This window comes from Candidatus Binatia bacterium (assembly GCA_029243485.1).
Classification (GTDB): Bacteria; Desulfobacterota; Binatia; order UBA12015; family UBA12015; genus VGTG01.
In genome coordinates, this window is the sequence record JAQWRY010000086.1 from 705,365 (window position 1) to 727,673 (window position 22,309).

Consider the following 22,309-nt stretch of genomic DNA (forward strand, 5'->3'; position numbering starts at 1 on the left):
CGGGACGTCCCCCGCTCCGACTCGGCTCGATGAAGACCACGGCCCGCGTGCGAAGAGGCCGGCGACGCCGTCCATGATCGAGTGATGGACTTTGGTGACGACCGAGACTTTGCCGCCCTCGAGTCCGTCGATCACCCAGACTTCCCAGAGGGGCTTCCGTCGATCGAGCGACGATGAGTTCGAAGTCGTAGCCGTTCGCTGCGGTCGATGGGTCGACGACCAGGGCGCCGACGACGTGCATGTGAAAGCCCGGAGTCTCGACGTAGAAGAACGGGGCACCGAGCCCACTCAATCTTTCCACTCACGCTTCCATTCAGTCGGTCGGGGTGGTTTCCGCGGGCCTCTCCGTTTCGGACTCCGCTTCGGACTCCGGGAAGTATCGACGCGCGACCACCAATGACGTGACGACGAACGCGAGTACGAGCGACCCGAGCACGAGCACGTCAGGGGTGAGCAGCTGATCGACCGAAGTCAGCTTCGCAAGCGACTGTGAGAAGGCCACAGTCAGCACCAGGCCCGGAATGAGGCCGATGGCCGACCCGAGAAGGTAGTCGCGAAACCGGATCCGCGTGGCCGAGACCGCCCAGTTCATCGGCGGGGCGAGAAACAACACGAACCGCAGGAGCATCACCGTGCGCACGCCGTATTTCTCGAACTGTGAATCGAGTTGCCGGAGGGCTTTGAAGCGTTCGATCAGTGCTGTGCGAAATGCGTCCCGGAAGACGTAGCGGCCGATGAGGAAGCACGTCGACCCCGCGAGCATCGCGCCGATCCAGCCGTAGACGACGCCCATGACGCCGCCGAAAATGATCCCGCCCAGCGCGACGGTGATGAGTTCGGGCGCGTGGATCAGGGCGCCGACGACGAAGAGGGCGAGAAATGGGAAGGGCGCCCACGGCCCGAGCTGATGAAAGTAGTTCTTCGCCGCCTCGACGTTCTGCATCCAGGAGAGATCCACGTTCTTCGACAAGATGTAGACCAGCACGGCGAACGCCGCGATCTTGAAAAAGCTCTTCAGCATGATGGTGCGCCCGCCCTCGGAGGCTCGGGCGTGAGACGAAATCCTTCATACCGCCGTCGGCAGTTGCGATCCACCTCGATCAGCGAGAAATAGGAGAGGATGCCCGACCGCAAGGGCAAACACGGAGAGGTCAATGGGCGTACGAGACGATGGTGGTTCCAAGCCGGCCAGTGCGGCGACCCGTCAGGCCAACGAGGCGGTTGCTGCGAGCCTCCCGCTGGACGATCCGGTGGACTTCGAGTTCGCCGATCGAGGATTCTTGGCGACCTCCGACAAGCCACGCATCGAAATGGACGACGGTCGTGTCCTCTGGGACTTCGAGCGTTTCTCGTTCCTGTCGAGCCCAGCCCCGGATACGGTGAATCCGAGCCTCTGGCGTCAAGCAAATCTCAATGCCCGCCACGGCCTCTTCGAAGTCGCGGAGGGAATCTACCAGGTTCGCGGTTTCGATCTGGCGAACGTCACGTTCATTCGGGGCAAGACGGGCTGGATCGTGATCGATCCGCTCACGTGCGCCGAAACGGCCCGGGCTGCGTTGGAACTCGTCGACCGAGAGCTCGGGAAGCGGCCGATTCACACGGTCATCTACACGCACAGCCACATCGACCATTTCGGAGGCGTGCGCGGTGTGGTCACCGATGAGGATGTCGCAGCAGGGCGAACGGCGGTCGTCGCGCCCGAAGGATTCCTCGAGGCGGCGGTGAGCGAGAACGTGATCGCCGGCGCCGTGATGGGGCGTCGCGCGACCTACATGTACGGGAACCTTCTTCCGACGGGGCCCCAGGGGCACGTGGATGCAGGGCTCGGGAAGGGCACGGCGCTCGGATCCGTGGGGCTCATAGCGCCGACGGAGTCGATCACGGCGACCGGTGCGGAGCGCGTGTACGATGGCGTCGAGATCGTCTTCCAAATGACGCCGAACACCGAAGCCCCGGCTGAGATGAACTTCTATTTTCCGCAGCACAAGTCGTTGTGCATGGCTGAGAACTGCACTGCGACCCTCCACAATCTCTACACGCCGCGCGGGGCACAGGTGCGCGACTCACTCTCCTGGAGCAAGTACATCGACGAGTCGATCGAGCTGTTCGCCGACTCGTCGGACTCCGTCTTCGCGAGTCACCATTGGCCGCGCTGGGGACGGGATACGGTGCGAGGTTTTCTGACGAAGCAGCGCGATCTGTACCGCTACATCCACGATCAGAGCATGCGGATGGCGAACCAGGGCGAGACGATGCTGGAGATCGCCGAACAGCTCGAAGTCCCGGACAGCTTGGGCACCGAGATGCACGCTCGGGGCTACTACGGCACTCTGAATCACAACGCGAAGGCCGTGTACCAACGCTACCTCGGCTGGTTCGACGGAAACCCGGCGCATCTCCACGGCCTGCCGCCGGTTGCTGCCGGCAAGAAGTACGTCGAGTTCATGGGCGGCGCGGCGGCGACGCTCGAGAAGGCGCGGGCCGCCTTTGAGGCGGGGGAGTACCGATGGGTCGCCGAGGTCGTGAACCACGTCGTGTTTGCCGACCCCGACGACGAAGAGGCGAAGGGGATGCAAGCTGACGCCCTCGAGCAGATGGGCTACCAGGCAGAATCCGGCCCTTGGCGCAGCTTCTATCTCTCGGCGGCCCAGGAACTGCGGCACGGGATCGATCGCGCGTCCGCGCCGAACATCACCGACAACGCCGGCGGGGTTCTACCCTCGATGTCCGTCGGGATGATCTTCGACAGCATGGCCGTGCGTCTGAACGGTCCGAAGGCTGCGGACCAGAGAATTTCTGTGAATTTTGATTTCACGGACACCGGGGAGAAGTTCGTCTTGCGGGTGGAGAACGGTGCGCTGTCTCACACGCCGAACAAACAGCTCGGAGGGGCAGACGCGACGATGCGCCTAAAGCGCACGGCCCTCGATGCTCTGATTCTCGGGCGCACGCCGTTCGATCAGCTTCTGGCGTCGGGCGATCTGACGATCGAAGGGAAGGCCGAGTCGCTACTCGGCCTATTCGGTCTGCTCGACAACTTCGATTCGGCGTTCCCGATCGTGACGCCCTGACGAGGCACGCCCGCGTCTGGAGAGTCGCTTGATGAAGTCGGCGAAGTGGGTCGCCGCCTTCGCGTGGCCGCGTTCATTCCAGTGGCCGTCGCCCTCGAAGTAGTGGCCCGAGCCGAAATGCATCCTCGCGAGATTGACGGCGGGAAGGTTTCGCTCGCGGAGCGACCGCATGAGCGGACGATCGAACGGGGAGCCCCGGCTGCCGGGAGGAATCAGGACGACGCCGTACTCGATCTGCGAGGCGTTCGAGGCCTCGCTCAGTCGATCGATCGCTGCGAGGCTCGGTTGAATGACGGTGTTGCGATCGGCCTTCGCCGCACTGGCGAACGCCTCGAGCCCGGCCCTTCCGCGTCGTTGCGCCAGTTGTCGCTCTGCGAGCACCCACCCGACGGAGTTCGTGCGAATCCAATCCACCCACGGGGTCGCGAGGAGTCGATCGCGATAGAGGCGATAGCCCCCGACGACTTCGACCCGTTCGTGACGCCGGTTGAAGTCGGCCTCGATGTCGTTGAGGGGGAACAGCGCGGTGACGACGAGGTCGGGCTCGAACTTTCGGATGAGCTCGAGGCCGAGAAGGGTCTCCTGCTCGGCCCCGTAGCCGGTCTGCGCGCCGTTGATGACGCCGATCCCGACGGGGTTCAGATCGGCTTGGATCCGCGAGGCGAAGGAATCCTCTTCGGCGACGCCGAGGCCGAAGGCGAACGAGTCGCCGAGGAGCAGCACCCGTCGGGGATACCGAAGCTGGGCTTCCAGGTTCGACTGGCGGAGGCCGTTCTCGTCGATTCGCACTTCGACGTCGAAGACCCCCTGCCGAATCGCGCGGCCCTCGTACCCCGGATGGTGGATGTACCCCGCCGCCTCGTGCGGCGAGAACGCTCCGCGGGCCCAGTAGTTCCCGTTGATCTCGTGGCTGCTGAGCGAGAATCTGAGGAAAAGCTCTGAGATCAGGAGTGCGGCGCCGATGATGCCGACGACGAGCAATCCCGCAGAGAGTGGGCGCCGACTCATGAGGGCAGCAAGCTATCCCATCTCGCAGCCGCTGACACGCGGAATATTGCGGGATACAACGGGCTGGCATGACTTCTTCCCTCGCCTGGCTTCTCGCACCCGCGGTCCTGACGGCGGGGTTTTCTCTGCCCCTGGTCGACCGCCTCGTGTTCTTTCCGGATCGCGCGATGCCCGACACCCCTGCGGGGGTAGAGGACCGCTGGATCACCACGGAGGACGGCATCCGAATCCACGCCTGGTACCTGGCGGCGCCGGAGCCGGATGCGCCCACGGTTCTGTGGGCGCACGGCAACGGTGGGAACATCGGAGGGCGCTATGAGGTGCAGGCGACGCTCGCGCGGCGGGGTCTGAACGTGCTCGCGTATGACTACCGCGGGTACGGAAGAAGCGAAGGGAGCCCGAGTGAGGCCGGGGCCTATCTCGACTCCCATGCCGTCTTCGATTCGCTGACGGCATCGGGTGTGCCGGCATCGGAGATCGTTTGTCTGGGCGAGTCGCTCGGCGGCGCGGTCACCATCGAACTCGCGATGGCGCGGCCGTGCGCCGGTGTCGCCGTGGTCTCGACCTTTACGACGATCGCCGACGTGGCGCGCAGCCACTATGGCCCGCTCGCGTTTCTCGCGGCGGGTATCTTCGATTCGAAGGCGCGGGTAGGAGGCCTTAGGGTGCCGTACTTCGGCGCCCACGGGGATCGCGATGAAATCGTCGACTTTGCGCTGGGTGAAGCCCTGTTCGTGGCGGCCCCGGAGCCAAAGGAGTTTCTCCGGATCGACGGGGCGGGGCATAACGACATCTTCCAGTACCCGCAAGTCGCCGATGGAATCGCGGCGTTCGCCCGTCGGGTCTCCCATATTGCCCGGGAAGAGCCGAGCCCGTAGGTTTCAGGGGAAGGAGATTCCTATGGCCGGTACTGCCGTCAATACCCTCGAGGGGCTCGATCGCGAGCTCGAAACCATTCTTACGTCATTCGACACGAACTACACCTGGAACTACGCGAGCGTGAAGGATGGCCTCGGCCAGCTCTACGAGAAGGCGAAGCGCGAGCAGTGGAACAGCACGACGCAGCTCGCGTGGGATACGAACGTCGATCCCGAGAGCGAGATCGTTCCGGATGTCGTAAACCCGCTCAGCGACTACGGTCCGTACAAGAAGCTGAATGTGAAGGAGAAGGGGCGCCTTCGTCACGCGCAGATCGCATTGCAGCTCTCGCAATTCTTGCACGGGGAGCAGGGCGCGCTGATCGTGGCGTCGCAGCTCGTCGGTGGCGTGCCGTGGATCGAGGCGAAGTACTATGCGGGCTCCCAGACGATGGACGAAGCGCGCCACGTCGAGGTGTTCAGTCGGTACGTTCGCACGAAGCTCGAGTGGGAATGGCCGATCAACGACAGCTTGAAGGAACTTCTCGACGCGACGATTCAGGACAGTCGGTGGGACTTCAAGTATCTCGGCATGCAGATCATGATCGAAGGGCTCGCGATGGCGGCCTTCGGGAACCTGTTTCAGTTGACTCAGGAGCCGCTCCTGAAAGAGCTCCTGCGCTACGTGATGCGGGACGAGGCGCGCCACGTCGCGTTCGGCGTGCTCTCCCTGCGCAACTACTACGACGACATGCCGGCGAACGAGTTGAAGGACCGTGAGGACTTCATCATCTACTCGTCGGAACTCATGCGTGATCGCCTGGTCGGGAAAGAGATCGCGAACGCGATGGGCTGGCCCGTGGATGAGGTGCAGGAACTCGTCTTGAATTCTCCATCCGGCGTGATGTTCCGCAGCATGCTCTTTCAGCGGATCGTTCCGAACCTGAAGAAGCTCGGGCTTCTCACGCCACGTGTGCGTGAGGCGTACACGCGTATGGGTCTGATCCAGTTCGAGGATTTCGATTCGGATCAGGCCGACCGCGAGCTCGGCTTCCAGTAGGCTTAGGAGCTCAGTAGGTGACGCCGGTCTGGGTTGGGTCGTAGTAGACACCTAGCGCCGTCGTTCCGCCGGAGCTGTCCAGCGAGAATACAACCTGGCCTAAGCCGTCGTAGACGCACACCGTTCGGTGCGGCGTCCGGGTCGAGGTCGGGGGCCTTGTGCGCGCAGTAGCCGAGCCCGAAGACGACGGCGCACCCAAGCGTGAGCCCAAGGTAGAAGCGTCGCATCCCGTTCTTCTAGCGGGCTTCCGATCGATTGGGATACGGAAGGGGCATGGACGTATTCGAAGCGATGGAGACGTGCCGCGCCATGCGGTACCTGAAGCCGGATCCGGTTCCCGAGGATTCGATTCGCAAGGTGATCCACGCGGCGACACGCGCCTCGAATCCTGGCAACAGCCAGGGGTGGGAGTTCGTCATTCTCCGAGACCCCGATGCGAAGGCGCGGATCGCAACGGCCCTGCGCGACGTCATGCATCCGATCATCGACGAGATGGCGGCAGGCGACCCGAGCGCCGGCGGGCGCCGCATGTACGGCAGCGTGAAGCACCTGATGGACAGCTTCGAGATGGTTCCGGTCTGGATCTTCGTTTGTGGGCGGGTGGTCTACCCGCGTGAGAACCCCCTCCCGGAACTGGTCCCGGCCGCGGTCTACCCCGCGTCCCAGAACCTCATCGTCGCGGCGCGGGCTCTGGGGCTGGGCACGACGTTTACGACCTTCCACACGATGGTCGAACCCGTTGTTCGCGAGGTCCTGGAACTGCCCGACGAACTGAGGCTGGGCGTGATGATCGCGCTGGGGTGGCCTGAGCGGCCCTTCGGCCCCGTCCGCCGGAAGCCGCTCGACGAGGTCCTCCACTGGGATCGCTGGTAGCCCCGCGCCCGGTAGTGGCTCGCGTGCCCCTATCGTGCACATCACAAGCCCACGCCTCGGAGTCGGGCCTGCCCAGCGGGGGGTGGCTCGACACGGGGGTCGGTCCTGATTAGACCACGGGCATGAGTTTACGAGGCACCGGTCAGGGCGGCCCCATCATCAGGGCGGCTGAAGTCGTAACGGTTCTAAGCGGAGCGGGTTTCTTCAGCCCGAGCTTCCTGCGCGGCGTCGCCGCCGGTTCGAAGAAATTCGGGACGACGACGGCCGGCGGGTTCTACGGCAGTGCCCTGCGGAATCCCGACGGGATCGGTCTCATCGACGATGCCGGTTCGCTCACGTTCGGGGAGGTCGATCAGCAGTCCAACGCGATTGCACGTGCGCTGCGAGAGGTGGGGGTGAAGCCCGGCGACGGGGTCGGCCTCTTCGCTCGGAATCATCGTGGTTTCGTTCGGGCGCAGGGCGCTCTCGAGAAGCTCGGTGCCAACACGCTTTTGCTGAACACGGGTTTCGCCGCACCCCAGCTTCGCGAAGTCTGCGAACGCGAAGGCACTCGGGTCATTCTTTACGACGAGGAGTTCCGTTCGGTCGTCGAAGAAGGGACGCCCGATGTCACTCGCTTCGTCACGTACAATGACTCGGAGTCGCCCGAGACCACGCTGGATCAGCTCATCGCCTCGCACGACGGCTCGGAGATCGACGCTCCGCCGAAGCCGGGTCGCACGACGATCCTCACGTCCGGCACGACGGGCACGCCGAAGGGGGCTCGGCGTGAGGCGAAGGCCCAGAGCCTGGATGCCCTGATCGGGCTCATGGGGCGCATCCCGATGTGGGTCGGAATGCGGACGCTCGTTGCGGCACCTACGTTCCACTCCTGGGGCGGCGTGCATCTCCTGACGGGCTCGAACATCGGCGCGACGATCTGCTTGCGTCGACGCTTTGACCCGGAAGACACCCTGAAGACGATCTCGGAGCTCAAACCCGAAGGTCTGATCGTCGTCCCGGTGATGATGCAGCGAATCCTCGAGCTCGGCCCGGATGTCATCAAGAAGTACGACACGTCGTCGTTGAAGATCGTCGCTGCGAGCGGCTCGGCCCTGCCGGGCGAGCTCGCGCTCCGCTGGATGGACACGTTCGGGGACAACGTTTTCAACCTCTACGGCTCGACCGAGGTTGCGCACGCTTCGATCGCGATGCCGGACGAGCTCCGCTCGGCGCCGGGCACCGCGGGTCGCCCGCCGCGAGGCGTCGTCGTGCGGCTCTTCGACGAGAACGGCAAGGAAGTGCCTCAGGGCTCGACCGGGAGGATCTTCGTCGGCAACGACAACCAGTTCGACGGCTACACTGGCGGTGGGAACAAGGAGTTCATCGACGGGCTGATGTCGAGCGGCGACGTCGGTCACTTCGATGAGAACGGCCTCTTGTTCGTCGATGGTCGCGATGACGACATGATCATCTCCGGCGGTGAGAACGTCTTCCCGCGTGAGGTCGAAGATCTCCTCGCCAATCACGATGCGGTCGTCGAGGCTGCGGTCATTGGTGTCCCGGATCCCGAATTCGGTCAGCGCCTCAAAGGCTTTGTGGTTCTGAAGGATGGCGGCGGCGCGGACGAATCGATCCTTAAGGACTACGTGAAGACGAACCTGGCCCGGTACAAGGTGCCGCGCGAGATCGTCTTCCTCGACGCGCTCCCGCGAAATCCGACGGGCAAGGTCCTGAAGCGGCAGCTGATCGAGGAGTGAAGCACATTTCAGAGCCGCGGCTCGGCCAACTGGAGCCACTGTTGGTTGCACTTCGGAAGGTTGATGGCCTCACCGAGAAGAAGCGGGGCGTCTTCTATCGGAAGTCTCATGCGTTCCTCCATTTCCATGAAGATCCGGCCGGCTTGTTCGCGGACGTGCGGCTCGACGCAGCGGAGTTCGCCCGCTTCGACGTGCCCAAGCGCCGGGGGCAGAATCGGCTCGTCTCGAGGGTCCGTGCGGCGCTCCCCTGAGGTTTCCGAGCGCGGCTTTCGCACCGCCTTTGGGAAACACGTGTTTCGGAGGAGAATGGGAACCGTGGGGGAGGCGGGCGGTCTGAGGCGGGGGGCGTGGCATGCGCTCGTGGTCGTTGCGTTCGGGCTTTGCACGACCCCGGCGTACGCCCATTTCCTCGACCGGTTCCTGCCGTTTTCTCCCGAGCAGTCCGACCAGTGTGCGTCGGGTGATTGGGCCGGGCACCGAAATCGTCTCTACGACGCCGGCGTCAATCTGACGGGCGACTACGCCGCGTCGTTCCTCGGGAATCCCGTCGGCGGGCAGGCTCGTGGGTTCGCCTACGCGGGCATGTTCACGCTCGGGGTCGACTTCGACCTCGAGAAGCTCGTCGGTTTCACTGGTTCGAGCGTCTACACGTCGCTTGCGTGGGCGACGGGGCGAAGTCTGTCGACCGAGTACATCGGCAACGACTTCGCGGCATCGACGATCTTCGGGGGAGACTCGTTGCGGCTCTACCGGATGTACGTGCAGCAGAAGGTGTTCGACGGCGACGTCGTCTTCCGCGCCGGCCGGATCGTGACCGGAAACGACTTCGCGGTTTCGCCCCTCTACAACGTGTTCCTGAGTCTCTCGATGAACGGGAATCCGGTCAGCCTTCTCTTGAACGACTCGGCGTTTCAGGCGATCCCGCTCGCGGCGTGGGGAGCGCGGGTGGCTTACGCGCACGGCGACTCCGGCTGGTACGCACGCTTCGGAGCCTACAATGGCTCCGCCCGAGAACTCGGTCTCGGTTCGGCGCACGGGGTTGATTTCGGTTTCGATCCCGCCGTCAGCACACTGCTCATCGGGGAGAGCGGCGTGAAGGTTCCGGCGGCGACGGGCGCGCTCGCGGGCCAGTACCGAATCGGCGGTTACTTCGACACCGGTGCGCTGCCGACGCTGGCCGATCCCGATGAGACTGGGCACGGGCTGTACACGGTCTACGCGCTCGTCGATCAGCAGCTCACGCAACACGAGAATTGCGATGATCCCGCGCGGGGCCTTTCGGCCTTCGCCGCCTTCGCCGCTGCACCACGGCAGGAGCTGAGTCTGATCTCGTACTTCGGTGCGGCCGGGCTCGTCTACAAGGGCCTGATCGACGGGCGAGGCGACGACCAACTCGGGATCAATCTCGCGTACGGGGCGATTAGCTCCGCCTCCGAGGGCAGCTACGAGATGGCGACCGAACTCACCTACGTCGTCGCGGTCACCCCTTGGATGACCGTGCAGCCCGACGTCCAGGTAATCGTGCACCCCGGGATCCCCACGACCCTCGTCGTGGGGGGCGCGATCAACATGGGTTTCTAGACGGCCCCTGATCGCGCAGGGTGTCGGAGATCGTGAGCCCCGCGGGGTCGTCCGCTGTGTGCTGGATTCGACGGCCAGACGAGATCCTGCGCGTCGCCCGGTTCAGATCGATTTGGCCCGCTTCGAGGACAACTCGCTCGAGACGCTGTTCACCAGCCCGTTCGTACCAACCGTGGTAAGCGATCTCGACGGGGTTCACTCCCTGTTGAAGGAAGGCCCGTGGGGCTTCAGCGGAACCAGGCTCGAATAGTCGTCTCTCCCTCGCGTCTCACTCAATGAAGGCAGTGAGAAAGAGGAAAGAGAGGACAGAGTCATGGCAGATGCAGCAACACTGGTGGCGCAGGTGCGCCGGGAAGTCGAACCGACCGAGGTCGGAATCACGCAGCACCCGTACATCGAAACCGTCTCCTCGGGTCGTGCGACCATCGAGGGGCTGAGAGCGCTGCCCGGCCACCAGTATCACGTCATGCAGAGCATGATCCGCTCGTCCGAGCGGCTGGTCGAACGGTTCGGCGACACGGAGAACGGCCCCTTCTTCCGGCGACGTCTCGAAGGTGCGAAAGCCGCCGCCGAAGAACTGCCGGACTTCGCCAAGGCGCTCGGAATGTCGGAGGCCGACCTTCGAAGCTTTGAGCCGCGCCGCGGCGGGTTCACCTACGCCACTTACTTTGCCTGGCTGGCGGAGCAGGGCACCGCCGCCGAGGTCGCGATCGTGTCGCTCGTGAACCTCCCCGTGTGGGGCGCAGCGTGCGGTCGATTGAGCCGCGGGCTCTACGCCTTCTACGGCCTCGGCCCGAAGGACACGCGGGTGCTGAGTCGGTTCGCAGCGATGCCGACCTCGTCCGATGAGATGCAACGCATCGTCCAGGACGGATTGGATGAGGGCGTCGCACCAAAAGCTCTCGCCCGCGCCGCTCGTCTCGTGGAAGAGTACGAGAAGGAGTTCTGGGACGCCCTGGCCGAAGTGGACGATGCCTACCGAGCCTGGCCGCCGGCAGCCCAGGCCGCGCAGGTCGAACACGCGGCCGCCTGATCGCGGCGCCGGGGTGCTCGGGTCGACCGGGGCTTCAGCTCAGGTCGACCCGCACGATCGTCCCACCGCCGGGTCTCTCGAGGCAGAGCGCGTCGCCTCCGTGGTGGCGAGCGATCTCCCGCACGAGGGCGAGGCCCAGGCCGACGCCTCCGTCGCGTCCCTCGGAGTGATCCGCGCTTCGGTAGAACGCTTCGAAGATTCGTTCGCGATCTTCGGGGCGGACCCCCGGGCCGCGGTCGGCGATTTCGATGCGTCCACCGCGTTGTCCGAGAGTGTGAACGGACGCCTCGATCTTCGAACCGCCGCCGTGTCGCTGTGCATTCTGTAGGAGGTTGCGAATCAGCCGCCGCAACAGCCGGGGGTCGCCCTGGACGACGGTGGTCTCCCCGCTCGTGTTCGCATCGAGGTGCGCGCCCTCCTCGGCGAGGATGCCGAGAAGTTCGACGGGTTCGCGTGGCTTCGCCGGGGCGCCTTCGAGCTGCGCCGTTTGCAGAAGATCTTCGATGACCTCGTCGAGCTCCCCGATGTCGGCTGCGGCCTCGTCGCGGAGCCCGGGTGAGGCCCTGGCCGATAGTAGTTCGACGGCGACGCGCAGTCGGGCCAGGGGTGTGCGCAGTTCGTGGGAGGCGCTCGCGAGCATCCGTCGCTGTGTCCCAACGAGGCTATCGATCCGCTCGGCAGCGTTGTTGAAGCTCGTTGCGAGTTCGGCGACTTCGTCGCGTCCTTCGACGGCCACGCGGGCGGATAGGTCGCCTGCGCCCAGTTTCTCGACCCCGGCGCGCAGTCGTTCCAGCCGCCGGGTGATCCGGCGCGAGAGGGGAAGGGCCCCGAGCGCGACGATACCCGCGAAGACCAGGAGGCCGACCGGCCAACGGTAGGAGCTGCGAAAGTCGTCGTGGCGCAGGGAGAGCGCGAGCCAACGTCCGTCCTCGAGCCGCACGGCGAGCCCTGGTGGCCCGGGGCGGCGGATCCAGTGGGCGGGCCCGCGGTCCGTCACGGGGGGGCCGACCTGTTCGCCTGTGGAGGCGAGGGCCGTGCCATCGGCGGTCCAGATCGTCGCATCGAGTCCCAGCCGGTCTGCCTGCTGGTCGAGGCTCTGCTGCAGTTCGGGGCCGGTCGCCGGCAGCTCGCCGGCTACCATCCGGGCGGCCGCGGTGATCGGACGCGGGGGCGGTCGGCGAGACCGGTAGACCCAATCGGGAATCACCGCCACGGCGATCAGGAGCAGGGTGATCGCGACGAACGCGAAGTAGATCTGGTGGTAGAGGCGCCTCATTTGGTCAGTCCTGCGCTCGCCCCGATCCCCGCCCTTGTGCCGCGGCGGGCGAGGTCCAGTCTGCCCGCCGCTTCGCCGCGCCGTTCGACTTCGAGGCCATTCTCCCCGAGGCACGTTTGGAGCATTCCGGCGAGACGCAAGTCTTCCTCGATCAGCAGGATTCGCTCGGTCACCGGTTGCTCATGCCACGGACGCCTAGTGGTGCCAACGCTCGGCCATCTGCGCGAGCTCGACCCGTCGCTCGGGGGTGAGGCCGCCGGCGACGTCAGCCAACGACGTGAGGATCTGCTCGGAGGCGACCGTCATGTCCGCGAGCTTCTCCGCCCGCACTGTTTCGAGCGCGGCGCGGTCGGCGTCGGCGCCTGTGATCGCCGCGACGAATTGCTCGGCCGGGACCCGGCCGATGAGGCTCAGGACGAGCCACTTCGGGCCGCCCGATGCGCCGAGGAGAGTGGAGTACGTGTTCGGGTCGAAGCCACCGTCTCGCAATCGGGAAAGGGCCCCGCGTGCAGCACGGATCGTCAGCTTGGAAGGCGTCGGAGGTCCGAGACAACACGAAGCGCGCCTCGTGTTCCCCTCGCCGCCCTCGATCGACCTCAGAGGTCGTGAGTGGGGTGCTTCAGAGTGAGTCCGAGGCGTTCTTTCATACGAGTGTTCACCACCCGCTTTCCGCGCGCGGTTCGAGAGTCGGCAGGTTCTGCCCACTTGGGCTCGGGGGCGCCGGTGGCGGCCGCGATTGCGGCGACGACCTCGCGGCGGGTCCGGTGGTCGTCGTCGCAGACGTGGATCACTCCACGGTCCGATGCCGGGAGACCCATGGCAGCCAGGACCGCGCCCGCGGCATCATCGAGATGGATGAGATTCGTGGCCTCGAGTCCGTCGCCCGGGCGTACGAGGTCCGGGTCGCGTACTCGGTAGATCCGTTCGAGTTCGCGACCGGGCCCATATAGCCCGGCGAGCCGCAGCAGGGTCCAAGGAGTGTCCGAGTCGGAGAGGCCGTCTCGAAGCGCAGCTTCGGCCTCACGTTGCACGCGCCCCCGGGGGTTCTCCGGCCAATCCTCGGAGGTTTCGTCGATCCATCCGTCGTGCGCTGAGAGCGCGGACGTCGACGAGGTGTAGATCACGCGCTCGAGTGGCAGCGCGCTGCAGGCGCGAGCGATCGACTTCGCACCTTCGACGTAGAGGCGTCCTCGATCTTGGTCGCCGGACGGGGCGTAGCAGAACACGGCGACGTCGATGTCGCGCAGAAGCGATTGAAGACGAGACGCGCTGTCACTTACAATGTCGAATCCGACTACCTCGACACCATCCGGGTGGGGTCCAGCGGCGCGCCACTCGCCCGAGCGCGTCGTCGCGATCGCGGAGAAGCCGGCGTCGGCGGCTCTTCGGGCGATTTCGGCGCCGAGCCAGCCCGCGCCGACCACTGCCATTTTTTTGTTGGACTTCGTCACCTCGGGTTCGCCTCTCGTCGAACCGTACCCGAGATCATCTTCGGAACGCACGTGCACACTCCGGTGGGTATCGGGCGCAGACGAGGGGGGGGTGGTGCATCGACGACCGGCTTGGCACGGGGAACGCCGATGATTTTGAACAGATCGCACTGGTCCTTGGTTCGGACCGGCCGAACATGGGCCCGACCGCGCCAGAGCTCGCTGACGAGAGGCCCCACGGGTCATGGGCCATGACGAGTACTTCGACAGAGAACCGGTGAGGAATCGCTGCCGCCGTCAGCTCGTCGGGAGCCATCTTGAGTCAAGCTCCTAGATCGCTTCGACTTGGATAGGGATCCCGTTCAGTACCGCGTTGCCGGAGTGCGCGTCTACCTGTGCCTCGTCGGTGAGGTCGTTTGAAGAGACACCGGCATTCGCACGGGCGACGCCCAATCGAGTCTTCGTGTCGTCATGCCCCCAGCCGTGGGGGAGGCTCATCACGCCCGGCATCACGCTGTCGGTGACCTCGACCGGCGCGTCGACGCTGCCGGTTCGAGAGGAGACGCGTGCGTTCTTTCCGTCGGCGAGGCCGAGCCGCGCGGCATCTTCGGGATGGACGTGCAGGGTGCAGCGCGCGCGACCGGACACGAGCCCGGGGATGTTGTGCATCCACGAGTTGTTGGAGCGCAGGTCGCGCCGACCGACGAGGACGAGACTGGCCGAGGTTTTCTCGGCGTCGAGTCGCGCACGAACCCGGTCGAGATCGGCGACCAACGGCTCGGGGGTGAGCTCAATCTTCCCGGACGGCGTCTGCAGGGCCTCCGGAAGTCGCTGGCCGAGCGGGCCCAGATCGACCGCGTGGCCAGAGACCGCGAGCGTCGCAAGGTTGAGTCCGCCGGGATTCGAGCCGAAGGCGTCGCCGTAGACTCCGGTGCGCAATTGGAGGTCCAGCATGCGCTCAGGACCGCGGTAGCGAGACGTCTGTCGGCGGATGTCGTCGGCGTCGCGTCCGTGGATCGGAGAGTACTCGTTGGCGACGGCTTTCTGGAGAATCTGTTCGAAGACGAAGTCGTCGAGCGCGTCGATGTCCGCGTTCGGTCCCTGTCCGGTCACGATGCCGGCGAGGCGCAGAAGGATGCGCCACTCCTCCATCTGGCCCTCGGGCACGTCGAAGATCGGTGGCGAGAAGCGCGCGAAGTTCCGCACGGCGAGCTGCGTGAACGCGAGAGGGTAGTGGGGTTGTTCAAGAGGCGACAGTCCCGGAAGAACGACGTCGGCGTGGCGCGTCGTCTCGTTCAGATAAATATCGACACTCACCATGAACTCGAGGCTCTCGAGGGCCTTCTTCAGGCGTGCGCCGTTCGGCGTGCTCAGAACCGGGTTGCCGCAGATGGTGATCAGGGCGCGGATTTGGCCGTCCCCGGGTGTTTCGATTTCCTCGGAGAGGCACGCAACCGGCAGCTCGCCGCAGGCCTCGGGAAGGTTGCGCACGCGACTGCGAAAACGGCCGAGGCGCATTCCGCGCCCGGTTCCCGGCTTGCTCTGCGCGTTTGCGGCACCGATCGCCGCCTTCGTGAACAGCGCGCCTCCCGCGCGATCGAGATTGCCCGTGAGTACGTTCACGACATCGACGAGCCAACTGGTGGTCGTACCGAATTCCTGGGTGCACGTGCCGATCCGCGCATACACCGACGAGGTTTGTGCCTCGGAAAGCTCGCGTGCGAGTCGTCGAATCTCGTCGGCCTCGATGCCGCAGACGTCGGCCACCGTCTCCGGCGAATAGTCGCGGACGAGCCCGCCGATCTGGTCGAGGCCGTTGCACATCTCGGCGAGGCGACCCGGTGCCGCACGTTCTTCGGTGAGCAGGGTGTGAATCACACCGAGCAGGAAGAAGACATCGCGCCCGGGTCGAATGAAGTGGTGCTCGTCGGCGGCTTCGGCGGTTCGCGTGCGGCGCGGGTCGAAGACCACGATCTTGCCGCCCCGTTCTCGGATCTTCCGTAGGCGCCCCTTCATGTCCGGAGCGGTCATCAGACTGCCGTTGGATACGAGCGGGTTTCCCCCGAGGATCCACAGGTGGTCGGTGTGGTCGACGTCGGGGATGGGGACCGAGAGGCTCCCACCGAACATCAGGCCCGACGAAACCTGCTTCGGCATCTGGTCGACGGTACTCGCGCTGTAGAGGTTGTGTGTCGCGAGCCCCTTCAGAAGCACGCGTCCGTAAAGCCCGTGGCCGACGTGGTGTGCGGACGGATTGCCCAGATAAGCCGCGACCGCGTCACGGCCGTGCTCGTCCGCGATTCGAGGCAGGTTGCGATCGATCTCGGCGAAAGCTTCGTCCCACGTCGCTTCGACGTGCTGGCCGTCTCGTTTTATGAGGGGACTACGGAGTCGGTCCGGGTCGGCATCGAGTGCGCCGATGGCCGCGCCCTTGGGGCAGATGAAGCCGTTGCTGAACGGGTCGCCTTCGTCTCCGCGAACCGAGACGACTGCGCGTCCACGTGTCTTGATCTCGAGATTGCAGCAGGCCTCGCAGAGCGGGCACGTGTGGAAGTGGGTGGACTCCGTGTCGGTGGTGCTCACTGGGTCTTCTCCTTGGCGGCGTTCGCTCGTGCGACCATCTTGCGTGCTCGGTTGATGTGCGGTGCGTCGACCATCGCACCCTTGTAGACGAAGGCCGCTTGGCCGCGCGCGAAGGCTTCGGTCGCGGCATCGAGAAGCGCGTTCGCTTCCGTGACCTCTTCTTCGCTCGGAACGAAGACCCGGTTGATCGTCGCGATCTGGTTGGGGTGGATCGCTCCTTTGCCCGTGAAGCCGAGCTCGGCGGCTTCACGCGCCTCGCGCTCGAGTCCTTCGTCGTCGTGGAAGTCGAAGAACGGCATGTCGAGTGGGTCCATGCCGGTCGCGGCCGCGGCGAGGAGACAGGCGGATCGTGCGAACGAGAAGACATCGGGTAGGGACCCGTCGTCGTTGCGGCTTCGACGAGCGCCGATCGCGTTGGAGAGATCCTCGCTGGCCCACATCATTCCGCAGGAGCGCAGGCTCGCTTGCGCGATGCGGCGAATGTTCAGGATCGCTTCGGGCGTCTCGGTTGCGAGCAGGATGAGGCGCACGGAGCCCCGTGGGCGGCCGACCATGGCTTCCAGATTGGTGAGAGCCCCGTCGATGAAGCGAATGTCGTCTTCGCTCCGCACCTTCGGGATCATGTAGCCGTCCGGTGCGCCCCGCATGGTGACGGTCAGGTCGTCGAGTGCGAGCCCGGTCTCGAGCGGGTTGATGCGCACGAGCTTCTCAGCGCCGCAGAAGTCCATCTCGAGAAGGGTCTCGCGGACGATCTCTCGTGCCTTCGCCTTGTGCGCGGGGACCACGGCATCTTCGAGGTCGAGGACGAGGGAGTCGGCACCTGCGGTCGGTCCCTTGGCGAGTTTCCTCTCGTCGTCGCCCGGTACCCAGAGGAGCGAGCGGCGAAGCTGCGGTGCGGCGGGTGTCGATTCTTGTGTCGCCATCAGCGAAGGACCTCCTGCGGGTGGATGAGACGAGGGGTATCGTGGTGCCCATCCCCAGGCAAGCTTGCGCCGCCGGGACCCTTCGGCAAAGCTCCCCCGCGTGCCGCGGCGCTCTCCGCGGCGTTTTCCAGTGTATTTCGGAGGTGGTGGTTTGGAGTATCGGACGATCCAGTACGCCGTCGACGACGCGGTCGCGACGATCACGTTGCACCGCCCCGACAAGATGAACGCCTTTACGTCGAGGATGTGTCACGAGTTGCTCGATGCGCTGGATCAGGTCGACGGAGACGATGCCGTCCGCGCGGTGATCGTGACCGGTTCTGGGCGCGCCTTCTGTGCCGGAGCGGATCTGGGATCGGGCGGCGGTAGCTTCGACAACACCGATCGCGCGAGCAAGCCGACGATCGACACGCACCGTGACGAGGGCGGCCTTCTCACCCTGCGTATCTATGACTGCAAGAAGCCGATCATCGCGGCGATGAACGGCGCCGCCGTCGGGGTCGGGGTCACCATGACCCTGCCCATGGACATTCGGATTGGTGTCCCGGGATCCAAGATGGGTTTCGTCTTCGCTCGGCGTGGGATCGTGCCGGAGGCGGCGTCGAGCTGGTTCCTGACGCGAGCGGTGGGAATCCAAACCGCGGCGGAGTGGGCTTACACGGGGCGGATTTTTCGCAGTGAGGAGGCGCTCGAAGCAGGCTTGCTCTACAAGGTGGTCCCGCCCGAGGAGCTGCTGCCGACGGCACGGGGCATCGCCCGGGAGATCGCCGACAACACCGCCCCGGTCTCCGTCGCTCTCACCCGGCAGATGTTCTGGAAGATGCTCGGTGCGTCGAGTCCGCACGAAGCGCACCTGCTCGACTCGAAGGCCGTGTTCTGGACCGGCCGCCAGCCCGACGCCTACGAGGGCGTTCAGTCGTTTCTCGAGAAACGTCCGGCCAAGTTCTCGATGAAGCCGAGCACAGGCATGCCGCCGTTCTACCCGTGGTGGAAGGAGTGAGAGTCGCCGCCGGCTTCTTCCTGGCGGTGATTGTTCTCGCGCCGTCATCGGACGTGTGGGCGCTCGACGCCTCGAAGGTGGTCGACCTCTCGCACACCTACGACGCGGATACGGTCTATTGGCCCACGGACAAAGAAGGCTTCGAGTTCGAGGAGCTGAGCAAGGGCGTCACGCCGGGCGGCTGGTACTACACGGCGAACCGGTTCGCGACGGCTGAGCACGGGGGCACGCACATCGATGCGCCGGTCCACTTCGCGAAAGGAAAGAAGAGCGTTGACGAGATCGATCTTTCGTCGCTGATCGGACCGCTCGTCGTTCTCGACGTGACGGACGCCGTGCAGGAGAACGTCGACTACCGGGTGACCATCGCCGACGTCGAGGCGTGGGAGAAGCGCCACGGCGCGATCCCGGACGGCGCGATCGTCGTCATGCGAAGCGGTTGGGCGAAGCGTTGGCCCGACCGCGCGCAGGTGCTCGGTACTGCGGTCGCCGGCGATACGGAGAACCTGCACTTCCCGGCGTTCTCGAAGGAGGCCGCTACGTTCCTCATGGAGAAGCGCCGCGTGGGAGCGATCGGAGTGGACACGCCGAGCATCGACTACGGCCCATCGAAGGACTTCATCGTTCATCAGATCGTGAACGGCTCCGACAAGGCTGGCCTCGAGAATATCGCGAACCTCGAAGCCGTGCCCGATTCCGGCGCGACGATCATTGCATTGCCCATGAAGATCGGGGGCGGTTCGGGCGCGCCGGTGCGCGTCATTGCGGTTCTCCCCTGATCCCTGAACTTAGGAGCTACGAAGATGCGTATTGGAATCGGAATCGGTGAAATCGGCGGAACGCCCGCGACTGTGGACGGTCTGATCGGCCAGGCGAAGCAGGCGGAGGCGGACGGCTTCGCGAGCGGATGGTTCGCGAACATCTTCGGATTCGACGCGATACTCGCGTGCGCGCTCGCGGGCCGTGAAACCAGCACGATCGAGCTGGGGACGGCGGTTACGCCGAGCTATCCGCGCCATCCCACGGCGATGGCGCAGCAGGCGATCTCGGCGAATGCCGCGTGCAGCGGCCGGTTCGCGCTCGGCATCGGTCTCTCACACCAGATCGTGATCGAGAACATGCTCGGCCTCTCGTACGCGAAGCCATACAGCCACATGAAGGAGTACGTCGAAGTTCTGAACCCGCTGTTGCGCGGCGAGGCCGTCGGGCATCAGGGCGACGAGTTCAAGATCATGGCGCAGATTCAGGTCGCCGGTGCGCCGGCCCCGTCTTTGTTGATCGCGGCGCTCGCGCCGAAGATGCTCGCGCTCGCCGGCCGGGAGACGGCAGGCACGATTACGTGGATGACGGCGACCAAGACGCTGAAGGATTACACGGTCCCGCGGATCACTGAAGCTGCGGCGGCCGCGGGCCGACCGGCGCCTCGCGTCGTCTGCGGTCTGCCGATCGCCGTCTGCAACGACCCCAAGGGCGCGAGAGAGAAGGCGGGCAAGGCCTTCGAGATCTACGGCACGTTGCCGTCCTACCGCGCGATGCTCGACCGCGAGGGGGCTGCAGGGCCGGGCGACGTTGCGATCGTCGGCGACGAAAGCGACGTTGGCGAGCAGCTCGACCGGCTCGCGGAGGCGGGCGTGACCGACTACCTCGCCGCGCCGTTCTCGGCCGACGGCGCTGGTCCCGAGTCGCTCGAGCGTACGCGTGCGTTCCTGATCAAGCGCGCGAAGGGGTAGGGAGGGCGGGCGTCGCCTACTTCTTCTTCGCGGGAAGCGACGAAGTGTAGGCGCCGCCTTCGTCGACCCACTGCTTCAGGGCTGCGCGGTTCTGAAGCCGGGCGGGGCGATGAGGACCATGAGTCCCCCGTCCTTCATCGTCCCGCAGCACATGTTTTGGCGCTCTCGGTCACGCGGCACGGGCGCTCGGGATCGACCGCACGACGCTGTACCGCACGATGAAGCGCCTCGGCCTCGAGTAGGAGCCTGACCCGAGATGGATCGGTGGCAGGTCGTCGTGAGTCATCTTGGGTCAGGCTCCTAGTGCACGCGTGCGCGGGAGCTAGTAGAGTCCCCGTGTATGAAGACGCTGTTGTGCAAGGAGTTCGGTCCGCCCGAGAGCTTGGTGCTGGAAGATGTCGAGTCGCCGGAGGCGGGCCCCGGGCAGGTTGCCGTCGACGTCCGCGCCTGCGGGGTCAACTTTCCCGACGTCCTCATCATCCAGAACAAGTATCAGTTCAAACCTCCTCTCCCGTTCGCGCCCGGAGGCGAGATTTCGGGCGTGGTGAAGGAAGTCGGCGAGGGGGTCACCGGCTTGGTGGTCGGCGATCGGATCCTCGCGTCGACCGGCTTCGGTGGGTTCGCAGAAGAGCTCGTGATCCCGGCGAGCCATGCGGTGCCGATTCCCGACTCGATGGACTTCCCGACGGCGGCCGCGTTCCTGATGACGTACGGCACGTCGTACTACGCGCTCAAGGATCGAGGTCAGATCCAGCCGGGCGAGAATCTCGTCGTTCTCGGCGCGGCCGGGGGCGTCGGCCTCTCGGCGTGTGAGCTTGGTAAGGCGATGGGCGCGCGCGTGATCGCGGCGGCGTCGAGCGATGAGAAGCTCGCGGTCTGTCGCGAGCATGGTGCGGACGAGACGATCAACTACTCGACCGAGAAGCTGAAGGATCGGATTCGTGAACTCACCGGCGGCCAGGGAGCCGATGTCATCTACGATCCCGTCGGAGGCGACTACTCCGAGTCGGCGTTGCGCGCGATCGCCTGGGAAGGACGTTTTCTCGTGATCGGCTTCGCCGCCGGGGACATCCCGAAGATCCCGCTGAACCTCACGCTCTTGAAGAGCTGTCAGATCGTCGGTGTCTTCTGGGGGGCGTTCGTCGGCCGCGAGCCCGAGCGAAACAAGCAGAACACGCGCGAACTCTTTGAGATGTTCGCGGCCGGCAAGGTGAAGCCCTACGTGTCGTCCTCGTATCCGCTGGCCGAGGCGGCCGGGGCGCTGGACGAGATCGGCGGGCGCCGGGCGAAGGGCAAGATCGTCGTCATCCCGTGACGACCGCGTGAGGTCGCGTATCCCTGGAAGGGCTGGCTCGGCTGGGATTTCGTGGGCAAGGCGATGAAGGGTGCATCGGGTCGATCTTCGGTCGCGATTCGAGTTGAGCGGTCCGAACCGAGAGGCGACCGTTCGGAACTACGTGGAGTGGTTGGTCGACAAGAAGATCGACGCCGTTCTGTTCCCCGCGCAGGAAGAGCTCATGCACGTTCGCGAGGGTTTCGACGGCCCGCAGGGAGCGTTTCTGGAAGCGCTGAACCTCGGTAGGCCAGGCTTTCGGGAGGTCGCGGCCTACCGGGCCCCTCTTCGCCGAGTCTCTCTACCTCTGGTCGGATCCGGGGCTCGATCACGAGCTGCCGGTCTGGATCAACGGCTACCGGCTGTTTGCGCCCGCCTCGTAGCTAGCGGGGGTTCGGGCCGACGAGCTTGAATTCCACGGTTCGGCCGTCGGGGTCGTTGGCGTAGACGGAGATTCCGGGTCCCGTCGCGCCGTAGCGGTCGGCCGGGTCTCCGTGCGGGATCCCGCGTCGGTCCAGCTCTGCCACGAGCCCGCCTGCATCGCTCGACGCGATCTGCAGGCAGAAGTGATCGTAGAGGCTCTCGCCCGGGCCCGCCTCGGTTTTCCAGATTTTGCCGTCGACGATGTCGATGAGCGCCGACCCGGCCCGCAACTGGTAGAGCCCGATTTCCTTCTGGATCTTTTCCACGGCACACCCGAGCCCGTCTCGGTAGAACACGAGAAGCTCTTCGAGTCGGTCGGTGCGCAGAACGATGTGGTCCAGCCCGCGAATGGGTATCGGCAACATGAGGATCCCATTACACCCATTGAT

At 65.3% G+C, this 22,309-nt stretch carries 21 protein-coding genes; 12 read left to right on the forward strand and 9 right to left on the reverse strand.

Translation table 11 applies throughout. The annotated features are described in order from the left end of the window. Positions 1-313: 313 nt before the first annotated feature. A complete protein-coding gene (locus P8R42_28110) occupies positions 314-1,021 on the reverse strand; it encodes a VTT domain-containing protein (protein MDG2308461.1) in 708 nt (235 codons plus the stop codon). A 133-nt stretch (positions 1,022-1,154) separates the two neighbouring features. Here P8R42_28110 and P8R42_28115 point away from each other — a divergent pair, with 133 nt between their 5' ends. Beyond that, positions 1,155-3,071, forward strand: a complete 1,917-nt coding sequence (locus tag P8R42_28115) for an alkyl sulfatase dimerization domain-containing protein (GenBank protein ID MDG2308462.1) — start codon at positions 1,155-1,157, stop codon at positions 3,069-3,071. Here P8R42_28115 and P8R42_28120 read toward each other — a convergent pair. Next, complete coding sequence (locus P8R42_28120; protein MDG2308463.1) at positions 3,018-4,079, reverse strand: hypothetical protein; 1,062 nt, start codon at positions 4,077-4,079, stop codon at positions 3,018-3,020. The genes P8R42_28115 and P8R42_28120 overlap by 54 nt on opposite strands. 68 nt (positions 4,080-4,147) lie before the next feature. Here P8R42_28120 and P8R42_28125 point away from each other — a divergent pair, with 68 nt between their 5' ends. The 7 genes from P8R42_28125 (at position 4,148) to P8R42_28155 (ending at position 11,222) form a co-directional block, all read left to right on the forward strand. Beyond that, positions 4,148-4,957: an alpha/beta hydrolase gene (locus P8R42_28125; GenBank protein ID MDG2308464.1), complete on the forward strand. Its 810-nt coding sequence runs from the start codon at positions 4,148-4,150 to the stop codon at positions 4,955-4,957. A gap of 22 nt (positions 4,958-4,979) precedes the next feature. Then, the gene (locus P8R42_28130) at positions 4,980-5,996 is read left to right on the forward strand and encodes a ferritin-like domain-containing protein (protein MDG2308465.1); all 1,017 of its coding nucleotides are present in this window, start codon (positions 4,980-4,982) and stop codon (positions 5,994-5,996) included. Between the two features lie 273 nt (positions 5,997-6,269). After that, positions 6,270-6,869 carry a nitroreductase family protein gene (locus P8R42_28135; GenBank protein MDG2308466.1) on the forward strand — a complete coding sequence of 200 codons (600 nt, stop codon included), beginning with the start codon at positions 6,270-6,272 and terminating at the stop codon, positions 6,867-6,869. Positions 6,870-6,991: 122 nt separating this feature from the next. Continuing rightward, positions 6,992-8,608: an AMP-binding protein gene (locus P8R42_28140; GenBank protein MDG2308467.1), complete on the forward strand. Its 1,617-nt coding sequence runs from the start codon at positions 6,992-6,994 to the stop codon at positions 8,606-8,608. Beyond that, a complete protein-coding gene (locus tag P8R42_28145; GenBank protein ID MDG2308468.1) occupies positions 8,605-8,859 on the forward strand; it encodes a hypothetical protein in 255 nt (84 codons plus the stop codon). The genes P8R42_28140 and P8R42_28145 overlap by 4 nt, the downstream gene beginning before the upstream one ends. Before the next feature lie 55 nt (positions 8,860-8,914). Continuing rightward, positions 8,915-10,189, forward strand: a complete 1,275-nt coding sequence (locus P8R42_28150; GenBank protein ID MDG2308469.1) for a carbohydrate porin — start codon at positions 8,915-8,917, stop codon at positions 10,187-10,189. A 313-nt stretch (positions 10,190-10,502) separates the two neighbouring features. Then, on the forward strand, positions 10,503-11,222 hold the full coding sequence (locus P8R42_28155) for a hypothetical protein (GenBank protein ID MDG2308470.1): 720 nt from the start codon (positions 10,503-10,505) through the stop codon (positions 11,220-11,222). A 34-nt stretch (positions 11,223-11,256) separates the two neighbouring features. Here P8R42_28155 and P8R42_28160 read toward each other — a convergent pair whose 3' ends face one another. The 6 genes from P8R42_28160 to P8R42_28185 form a co-directional block, all read right to left on the reverse strand. Beyond that, complete coding sequence (locus tag P8R42_28160; GenBank protein ID MDG2308471.1) at positions 11,257-12,498, reverse strand: HAMP domain-containing sensor histidine kinase; 1,242 nt, start codon at positions 12,496-12,498, stop codon at positions 11,257-11,259. Continuing rightward, positions 12,495-12,671, reverse strand: a complete 177-nt coding sequence (locus tag P8R42_28165) for a hypothetical protein (GenBank protein MDG2308472.1) — start codon at positions 12,669-12,671, stop codon at positions 12,495-12,497. The genes P8R42_28160 and P8R42_28165 overlap by 4 nt, the downstream gene beginning before the upstream one ends. A gap of 22 nt (positions 12,672-12,693) precedes the next feature. Further along, positions 12,694-12,987: a hypothetical protein gene (locus P8R42_28170; GenBank protein ID MDG2308473.1), complete on the reverse strand. Its 294-nt coding sequence runs from the start codon at positions 12,985-12,987 to the stop codon at positions 12,694-12,696. A gap of 107 nt (positions 12,988-13,094) precedes the next feature. Next, the gene (locus P8R42_28175; protein MDG2308474.1) at positions 13,095-13,949 is read right to left on the reverse strand and encodes an NAD(P)H-binding protein; all 855 of its coding nucleotides are present in this window, start codon (positions 13,947-13,949) and stop codon (positions 13,095-13,097) included. Between the two features lie 309 nt (positions 13,950-14,258). Continuing rightward, entirely contained in the window at positions 14,259-16,511 is a 2,253-nt protein-coding gene (locus P8R42_28180) for a molybdopterin oxidoreductase family protein (protein MDG2308475.1), read from the reverse strand. Next, positions 16,508-17,434, reverse strand: coding sequence for a CoA ester lyase (locus tag P8R42_28185; GenBank protein ID MDG2308476.1), 927 nt, complete (start codon positions 17,432-17,434; stop codon positions 16,508-16,510). Before P8R42_28185 ends, P8R42_28180 begins: the two co-directional genes overlap by 4 nt. Before the next feature lie 151 nt (positions 17,435-17,585). Between P8R42_28185 and P8R42_28190 the strand changes: the two genes are divergently transcribed. From P8R42_28190 to P8R42_28205, 4 genes are all read left to right on the forward strand, one after another. After that, positions 17,586-18,434, forward strand: coding sequence for a crotonase/enoyl-CoA hydratase family protein (locus tag P8R42_28190; GenBank protein ID MDG2308477.1), 849 nt, complete (start codon positions 17,586-17,588; stop codon positions 18,432-18,434). Further along, on the forward strand, positions 18,431-19,213 hold the full coding sequence (locus P8R42_28195; GenBank protein ID MDG2308478.1) for a cyclase family protein: 783 nt from the start codon (positions 18,431-18,433) through the stop codon (positions 19,211-19,213). The genes P8R42_28190 and P8R42_28195 overlap by 4 nt, the downstream gene beginning before the upstream one ends. 24 nt (positions 19,214-19,237) lie before the next feature. After that, positions 19,238-20,164 (forward strand): TIGR03564 family F420-dependent LLM class oxidoreductase, encoded by a 927-nt coding sequence (locus P8R42_28200; GenBank protein ID MDG2308479.1) that lies wholly within the window; start codon positions 19,238-19,240, stop codon positions 20,162-20,164. A gap of 340 nt (positions 20,165-20,504) precedes the next feature. After that, positions 20,505-21,479, forward strand: coding sequence for an NADPH:quinone oxidoreductase family protein (locus P8R42_28205; protein ID MDG2308480.1), 975 nt, complete (start codon positions 20,505-20,507; stop codon positions 21,477-21,479). 401 nt (positions 21,480-21,880) lie between these two features. On the opposite strand, the gene P8R42_28210 is transcribed toward P8R42_28205, so the two are convergent. Further along, positions 21,881-22,285, reverse strand: a complete 405-nt coding sequence (locus P8R42_28210; protein MDG2308481.1) for a VOC family protein — start codon at positions 22,283-22,285, stop codon at positions 21,881-21,883. Positions 22,286-22,309: the final 24 nt, after the last annotated feature.

Bases quoted from the DNA above. Each gene is read 5' to 3' on its own strand.
- P8R42_28200 (MDG2308479.1), top strand. From the start codon at position 19,238: ATGCGTATTGGAATCGGAATCGGTGAAATCGGCGGAACGCCCGCGACT.
- P8R42_28130 (MDG2308465.1), top strand. From the start codon at position 4,980: ATGGCCGGTACTGCCGTCAATACCCTCGAGGGGCTCGATCGCGAGCTC.
- P8R42_28110 (MDG2308461.1), bottom strand. From the start codon at position 1,021: ATGCTGAAGAGCTTTTTCAAGATCGCGGCGTTCGCCGTGCTGGTCTAC.
- P8R42_28160 (MDG2308471.1), bottom strand. From the start codon at position 12,498: ATGAGGCGCCTCTACCACCAGATCTACTTCGCGTTCGTCGCGATCACC.
- P8R42_28125 (MDG2308464.1), top strand. From the start codon at position 4,148: ATGACTTCTTCCCTCGCCTGGCTTCTCGCACCCGCGGTCCTGACGGCG.
- P8R42_28115 (MDG2308462.1), top strand. From the start codon at position 1,155: ATGGGCGTACGAGACGATGGTGGTTCCAAGCCGGCCAGTGCGGCGACC.
- P8R42_28185 (MDG2308476.1), bottom strand. From the start codon at position 17,434: ATGGCGACACAAGAATCGACACCCGCCGCACCGCAGCTTCGCCGCTCG.
- P8R42_28140 (MDG2308467.1), top strand. From the start codon at position 6,992: ATGAGTTTACGAGGCACCGGTCAGGGCGGCCCCATCATCAGGGCGGCT.
- P8R42_28205 (MDG2308480.1), top strand. From the start codon at position 20,505: ATGAAGACGCTGTTGTGCAAGGAGTTCGGTCCGCCCGAGAGCTTGGTG.
- P8R42_28120 (MDG2308463.1), bottom strand. From the start codon at position 4,079: ATGAGTCGGCGCCCACTCTCTGCGGGATTGCTCGTCGTCGGCATCATC.
- P8R42_28155 (MDG2308470.1), top strand. From the start codon at position 10,503: ATGGCAGATGCAGCAACACTGGTGGCGCAGGTGCGCCGGGAAGTCGAA.
- P8R42_28210 (MDG2308481.1), bottom strand. From the start codon at position 22,285: ATGTTGCCGATACCCATTCGCGGGCTGGACCACATCGTTCTGCGCACC.
- P8R42_28150 (MDG2308469.1), top strand. From the start codon at position 8,915: ATGGGAACCGTGGGGGAGGCGGGCGGTCTGAGGCGGGGGGCGTGGCAT.
- P8R42_28135 (MDG2308466.1), top strand. From the start codon at position 6,270: ATGGACGTATTCGAAGCGATGGAGACGTGCCGCGCCATGCGGTACCTG.